This window comes from Nocardia sp. NPDC003345, from assembly GCF_053589395.1.
The window spans coordinates 1-6,076 of sequence record NZ_JBSFRU010000366.1 but is presented as its reverse complement, the minus strand read 5'-3'; the positions used below and the strand labels follow the sequence as shown (position 1 = coordinate 6,076).

8 protein-coding genes are annotated in these 6,076 nt (G+C 69.5%); 5 read left to right on the top strand and 3 right to left on the bottom strand.

Annotated elements, in window-relative coordinates; genetic code table 11:
• Window positions 1–47: 47 nt before the first annotated feature.
• The gene (locus tag ACWDU1_RS28115) at window positions 48–287 is read right to left on the bottom strand and encodes a DUF6374 family protein (RefSeq protein ID WP_450003026.1); all 240 of its coding nucleotides are present in this window, start codon (window positions 285–287) and stop codon (window positions 48–50) included.
• 146 nt (window positions 288–433) lie between these two features.
• A complete protein-coding gene (locus tag ACWDU1_RS28110; RefSeq protein WP_450003025.1) occupies window positions 434–1,069 on the bottom strand; it encodes a TetR/AcrR family transcriptional regulator in 636 nt (211 codons plus the stop codon).
• Window positions 1,070–1,224: 155 nt separating this feature from the next.
• On the opposite strand from ACWDU1_RS28110, the gene abc-f reads away from it, so the two are divergent.
• The 3 genes from abc-f (at window position 1,225) to ACWDU1_RS28095 (ending at window position 4,139) form a co-directional block, all read left to right on the top strand.
• Window positions 1,225–2,838: a ribosomal protection-like ABC-F family protein gene (gene abc-f, locus ACWDU1_RS28105; RefSeq protein ID WP_450003030.1), complete on the top strand. Its 1,614-nt coding sequence runs from the start codon at window positions 1,225–1,227 to the stop codon at window positions 2,836–2,838.
• Between the two features lie 85 nt (window positions 2,839–2,923).
• Entirely contained in the window at window positions 2,924–3,535 is a 612-nt protein-coding gene (locus tag ACWDU1_RS28100; RefSeq protein WP_450003028.1) for a CatB-related O-acetyltransferase, read from the top strand.
• 124 nt (window positions 3,536–3,659) lie between these two features.
• Window positions 3,660–4,139 carry a MerR family transcriptional regulator gene (locus tag ACWDU1_RS28095; RefSeq protein WP_450003024.1) on the top strand — a complete coding sequence of 160 codons (480 nt, stop codon included), beginning with the start codon at window positions 3,660–3,662 and terminating at the stop codon, window positions 4,137–4,139.
• Window positions 4,140–4,152: 13 nt separating this feature from the next.
• On the opposite strand, the gene ACWDU1_RS28090 is transcribed toward ACWDU1_RS28095, so the two are convergent.
• Window positions 4,153–4,428: a hypothetical protein gene (locus ACWDU1_RS28090; protein ID WP_328392001.1), complete on the bottom strand. Its 276-nt coding sequence runs from the start codon at window positions 4,426–4,428 to the stop codon at window positions 4,153–4,155.
• Window positions 4,429–4,673: 245 nt separating this feature from the next.
• On the opposite strand from ACWDU1_RS28090, the gene ACWDU1_RS28085 reads away from it, so the two are divergent.
• Together ACWDU1_RS28085 and ACWDU1_RS28080 are read left to right on the top strand one after the other, a co-directional pair.
• Window positions 4,674–4,943 carry a hypothetical protein gene (locus ACWDU1_RS28085; RefSeq protein WP_357427186.1) on the top strand — a complete coding sequence of 90 codons (270 nt, stop codon included), beginning with the start codon at window positions 4,674–4,676 and terminating at the stop codon, window positions 4,941–4,943.
• A gap of 88 nt (window positions 4,944–5,031) precedes the next feature.
• The coding region (locus tag ACWDU1_RS28080; RefSeq protein WP_450003023.1) for a DUF1254 domain-containing protein at window positions 5,032–6,076 on the top strand (1,045 nt) is incomplete at its 3' end.

Here is a 6,076-nt window from a genome sequence, read left to right as displayed (position 1 = left end):
CGCTGCCGCCGATCCGGCCCCTCCGCATCCGTGCGGATGGGCCGGTGTCAGTAGCGGCGCCCGCGGAAGTCCAGGCAGGCACGGCCGGGTGCGGCCGGCGACCGGTCCCGGGGCGCGCGATTCTGGGTGGCCTCGATATAGATGGTCAGGCCGGTGCTCAGCTTTCCGGCCAGGGCCTCGAGCTGGTCCGGGGTGAGGGACTCGCCGAAGGCGGCCGCGGCGAGAAGTCGTTCCCGTACCTGTTCGAGATTGAGCCGGGCGAACGGGATGGGGGCGAGTTCGGGCATGCGGGTTACCGTACCCGAGTTCGAACATATTTTCGATAGTTGTGATGGGGGCAGCGGGACGGCCGTAGTTGGGTGATGGGGGCGGGGGGCACCGGCCGATTGCGGCCGGAACCGCTCCGCTGCTTCCGGCCGGCGGGTGCCTCGGGTCAGCGGGCGTCCGTGGCGGCCGGGCCGGTGAACGCGCCGGCCCGCGCGGCCAGGGCGGCGGTAGTGGCGGCGCGGTCGGGCAGGCGCGGATCGGGTGGGGTGCGCAGGAGGGCGAGCTCGTGGTACAGCGGCGCGGTCGCGGCGATGAGCAGCGCGCGGGCGTCGATCGGCGCCGCGATCTCACCGCGCGCGATCGCGCGCTCCACGATGATCTCGGACTGGAGGTAGCGGTCCTCCCACAGCCGCCGCAGGGACCGGGCGGCCTCCTCGGAGCGGAAGGAGACCGCGATCAGCGCGGCCGCGATCGACGGCTGCTCGGTCAGCGAATCCTGGATCTCGTGGTTGAGTGCCGCCAGATCGCCGCGCAGCGAGCCGGTGTCGCGGGGATGCCAGTCGATATCCGCGGCCGCGGCCAGGACGTCGGTGATGAGGCCTCCGACGTCGTGCCAGCGGCGATACACGGTGGTGCGGTGGACGCCGGCGCGGGCGGCCACCGTATCCACGGTGAGGGCGTCGTAGCCGTGCTCGGTGAGTTCCGCGTGCACCGCGTCGAGTACCTGGGTGCGGATGCGGGCGGTCCGGCCGCCCGGCCGGGGGGCCGGGCGCGGGGTGTCCGGTGGGGGGTCGGGGGTCATGATCGGTGATCCTGTTGCTCGCGACGGCATGCTGTGGCACCATACTAATGCAACAGTCGTCGCACTAGTGAGGTAGCTGATGCTCATTCGAAGTGTTCATGCAGTCCTGCGGTCCGTCGCGGCCGCGTCGTACTCGAATACTTCGGAGCGTGTCCATGCCCACCCAGATCACCGCGCTCGCGGTCGGTAAATCCTTCGACGGCCGGCTCGTTCTCGATGAGGTGACCTGCTCGCTCGCCGCGGGTGAGCGCACCGGGATCATCGGTGAGAACGGATCCGGTAAATCCACTCTGCTGCGCCTGTTCGCCGGGCGTGAGAATCCTGATCGCGGCGAGATCGTCGTACAGGCCGACGGCGGTATCGGCTATCTCGCGCAGGACGAACAACTCCCGCCCGAGACGACGGTCCAGCAGGTCGTCGACCGGTCCCTGGGCGAACTCCGGGCGATCGAGAAGCGAATGCGCGGCCTGGAGACCGCCATGGCCGCCGGTGCCGAATCCGCTGTGGCCGAATACGGCGAGCTGACGGCCGTATTCGAACTGCGCGGCGGTTACGACGCCGACGCCCGGGTGGAACGGGCGCTGCACGGCCTCGGCCTGGGCACGGTGCGCCGTGACCGTGCCGTCGGCGGGTTGTCCGGCGGCGAACAGGCCCGGCTGCGGCTGGCCGCGGTGCTGGCCGCCGGGTCCGAGGTGCTGCTGCTGGACGAGCCGACCAACCATCTCGACGACGAGGCGCTGACCTGGCTGGAAAACCACCTGCGCACCCGTCGCGGTACCACGGTGACGGTCTCACACGACCGGGTGTTCCTCGAACGGGTGGCGACCACACTGCTGGAGGTCGACGACGACCGGCGGCGAATCGTCCGCTACGGCAACGGCTACGCGGGTTTCCGCGCCGAGCAGGCCGCGGCCCGGCAGCGCTGGATCCGGGCCCATGAACAATGGGAAACCGATATCGACGCGCTCCGCGAGACCCTCGCCACCACGGCGCGGCAGGTCGCGCCGGGCCGGGCGAGGAAGGACAACAACAAGATGGCCTACGACCGGGCCGGCGGCCGGGTCCAGCAATCCCTGGCGGGCCGCGTCCGCAACGCAGAGCAACGATTGCGCCGCCTGCTCGCCGACCCGGTCCCACCGCCCCCGGAACCACTGCGTTTCACCCCGGCGCTACGCACCGCCAAGGCATCCGGCACCGTGCTCGCCGCCGGCGAGGTCTCGCTCACGGGCCGGCTCGCCCCGTCGAGTATCACGCTCGCCGCGGGAGACCGTGTACTGGTCACCGGACCCAACGGCGCGGGAAAGACCACCCTGCTGCGGCTACTCGCCGGAGTTCTCACACCGGACGGCGGTACGGTCACCCGGCGTGGGCGGATCGGTTACCTCGCCCAGGAGCCGCCGCCCGCCGAACCCGGGCAGACCCTGCGGGCGGCCTTCGCGCGGGGCCGGCCCGGTGATATCGAAGGGCATACCGAGCAATTGCTCTCGCTCGGACTGTTCACCCGCGCGCAGCTCACCACCCGCGTCGCGGAGTTGTCCACCGGGCAGCGGCAGCGGCTCGCCCTGGCGCGGCTGGTCTGTGAACCGTGGGAGGCCCTGCTGCTGGACGAACCCACCAACCATCTCGCGCCGGGGCTGGTGGAAGAACTGGAGACGGCCCTGGCCGATTATCCCGGCGCCCTCGTGGTCGTCAGCCATGATCGCCGGTTGCGGGCCCGCTGGCGGGGCGCACGCCTCGAGATGCGACCGCCCGCGCCGGCTCGCTGCTGAATACCGCTACCCGCCCGCGCCGACGAAGGAGTCCACCGTGCCCGACCCCGCCCCTGCCCCCGCCGACCCGACGGTCCTGCACCCGATGCCCGGACAACCCCGGGTGGTGCTGTTGAAACCCCTGATCACCTCGCCGTTGATCGAGGCCGGTGAGTTCTCCTACTATGACGACCCCGAGCACGCGACCGCCTTCGAGACCCGGAACGTGCTGTACCACTACGGACCCGAGAAGCTGATCATCGGCAGATACTGCGCGCTCGGCACCGGGGTGCGGTTCATCATGAACGGCGCGAACCACCGGATGGACGGTCCGTCGACGTTCCCGTTCCCCACCATGGGCGGATCCTGGGCGGAGCATTTCGATCTGCTCTCCGACCTGCCGAACCGGGGCGATACCGTGGTCGGCCACGATGTCTGGTTCGGTTACGGGGCCACGGTGCTGCCCGGGGTCCGGATCGGGCACGGCGCGATCATCGGCGCCGGATCCGTGGTTACCGCCGACGTACCCGATTACGGCATCGTCGGCGGTAATCCGGCCCGTCTGATCCGCACCCGCTACGACGAGCGGGATATCGCGAGGTTGCTGGCGGTGGCATGGTGGGACTGGCCACCGGAAGTCGTCACCGCTCAGGTTCGGGCCATCATGTCGGGCAGTGTCGCCGACCTGGAGGCCGTCGCCCCGGAAGGCCGGAGTTGACCGGGTACAGCGCCCGGCCCGGTGACCGGACGGCGACGAAATCGGCTGCGGGAAGCCGGGTTCGTGGCGCCCGCGGTGCGGAGCGGCGATGGCGCGGCGGCGGTGAGCTGTCAGACTGGATCGCATGACGAACGCCGCTCAGGACGACGTAGAGCACGAAGGCCGGACCGTAGGTGTGACCGCAGCGCTGCTGGGGGTCACAGTGCGGGCGCTGTACCACTGGGACGAGATCGGGCTGGTTCGCGCCTCGGCGCGCACCGCCGCGGGTTACCGGCTCTACACCGGTGCCGATATCGCCCGGGCGCGGCGGGTGCTCGTGTACCGGGAACTGGGTGTGGCGCTCGACGAGATCGGTGAGCTGCTCGACGCGCCCGCCTCGGCCACCGATTCGCTGCGCCGCCAGCGCGACCGGGTCCGCGCGTACGCCGCCCGGCTGAACCGGACGGCCGAGGCGCTGGACCGCCTGATCGCGGCCCGGGAAGAGGGCATCCTGCTCTCCGACGAGGAGCAGGCCGAGATCTTCGGGGATCACTGGGGCCCCGAAGAGGTCGCCGACGAGGTACGGGGCCACGGGGGCGATCCGTCCGCGGCGACCTGGAACTGAACGCGGCGGATGCTCAGCCGATAACGGCGTTCATGATGGTGCCGGCGCTGGTGGCGATCACGCCGCCGATCATGGCGCCGGCCACCATCTTCGGCGATTCCAGACCGCCGCCGGACCATTTCTCCCAGGCGAACCTGCCGCCGGCGTAGATGATCGCGCAGATCCCGGCCAGCAGCACGAACCAGGTGAGATACCGGACCAGTTGCAGGAATTTATCGGAGATGGGCGGAGCTTCGGGGGTGGGATTGCCGATTTGCGCCAGCGTATCGGTCACGGCGGCCAGTATCATCTCGCAGCTCACTTGGGTATTCGGGGCGGGCGGGAATGCACTCGCATCGTAACCGCTCGCCGGGATGGTCGCAGTAATCCCAGCTCGTGACCGGGATTCGGGTCACCAGCGGTTATAGCGTGAAAGCCGGTGCGCGGCAAGAACTTGCGTCACGGCCATACCGGTCTGGATGATGGGAGGGGGGCCGTGCGCCCCGGAAGTTGTCGGCGAGGGAGCAGACGGTGAGCATCATCGCGGCGTCATTCATGGACGCGGTATCGGTATACGCACAGGTCACGGATCCCACTCCGGAGCCGCCACCGCTGGCGGACAAGATCATGCAGTTCGTGCGGTACGCGACCTGGCTGGCCATTCTCTCCGGAATCGTCAGCATCGTCTACGCGGGCGGGCGATTCGCCTGGGAGAAGTGGTCCGGCAGCGGTCTGCAGTCACCGAAGATGGTGGCCGGGGCCATGATCGGCGGGGTGGTCGCCACCAGTGCCGGCACCATCATGAACACGGTGCTGGAGATCTGAGAACGGCCGCGCCGACCGCGTCGGCAATCTTTCGGCTACCCTGGGCGTATCCTGCGATCAGTCCTTCGATACGCGATGATCAGGGAGTATGCCAATGGGCGAGGCCCGGGCCGCGGTAACCGGTGAACTCATCCGAGCGCTGGAAGCCGACAGCCTCCGATTGACCCGGCGCTCGATGCTGGGTCTGCTGGCGATGGCGGGACTCACGGCCTGCGGTGGCGGCGGCGAGGACAGCGATATCCAGCCGTCGGGGAGCCCGGCCGATCGCCGCGCGGTGGCCAGCGAGGCCTACGTCTTCGGCTATCCGCTCGTCCTGCTCGAGATGATCCGCGACCGAGCGCTCGAATACGCGCAGGCCAACCGCTTCCAGCACACCTCCTCACTGCCCGCCGCCAGTCAGCGCACCGTCCCCCGCATCGATCTGGACAATCTGTACTCGGTGGGCTGGCTGGACCTGCGGGACGAACCGGTCCTGTTCCGGGTGCCCGAAATCGAGGGCCGCCGCTGGACGATGCAGGTTCTGGACGCCTGGACCAATACGGTGTCCTCGCCCAACAGTGTGGCACCGGAGGTCGCTCCGGACGCGAAGCCGCCGTTCACCTACGCCGTCACGGGTCCGGGCTGGTCCGGCACGCTACCCGACGGGGTGGTCGAAATCGCGGTTCCGACCGCCGATGCCTGGTTGTACGGCCGGGTAGAGGTCCGCGGTCCTGCGGATGTGCCCGCGGTGCGCGAGATCCAGTCGGAACTGCGGCTCTCGGCGCTGAGCGCGTGGAACACGCCGGCCGCCGCGGAATCCGATTCGATACCGGAGAACCAGGACTGGTCGGAGTCGGCCACCCAGAACAGGGTCGAGCAACTGCCTGTCCGGGATTTCTACGAGAAGCTCTGCGATTCGATGGTGGAGAATCCGCCCGCCCCGGACGACGATCCCGCGATGCGGCGTTTCGCGACGATCGGGATCAGGCCCGGAGGCGGGCCGCAGGGTGTCAGCACCGGTGAACTGGAGGCCGGGGCGGATGCGGCCAGGAAGAAGATTCTCGCCTATGTGGATCCGGCCAGCCAGCTGCGCGACGGCTGGGTACTGGACACCAACGTCGGAAGATACGGCACCAACTACCTGCTCCGCGCCG

Excerpts from the sequence above, each read along its gene's own strand:
- ACWDU1_RS28085 (WP_357427186.1), top strand. The coding sequence starts at position 4,674 with ATGGACGCGGTATCGGTATACGCACAGGTCACGGATCCCACTCCGGAG.
- ACWDU1_RS28115 (WP_450003026.1), bottom strand. The coding sequence starts at position 287 with ATGCCCGAACTCGCCCCCATCCCGTTCGCCCGGCTCAATCTCGAACAG.
- ACWDU1_RS28110 (WP_450003025.1), bottom strand. The coding sequence starts at position 1,069 with ATGACCCCCGACCCCCCACCGGACACCCCGCGCCCGGCCCCCCGGCCG.
- ACWDU1_RS28095 (WP_450003024.1), top strand. The coding sequence starts at position 3,660 with ATGACGAACGCCGCTCAGGACGACGTAGAGCACGAAGGCCGGACCGTA.
- ACWDU1_RS28100 (WP_450003028.1), top strand. The coding sequence starts at position 2,924 with ATGCCCGGACAACCCCGGGTGGTGCTGTTGAAACCCCTGATCACCTCG.
- abc-f (WP_450003030.1), top strand. The coding sequence starts at position 1,225 with ATGCCCACCCAGATCACCGCGCTCGCGGTCGGTAAATCCTTCGACGGC.
- ACWDU1_RS28090 (WP_328392001.1), bottom strand. The coding sequence starts at position 4,428 with ATGATACTGGCCGCCGTGACCGATACGCTGGCGCAAATCGGCAATCCC.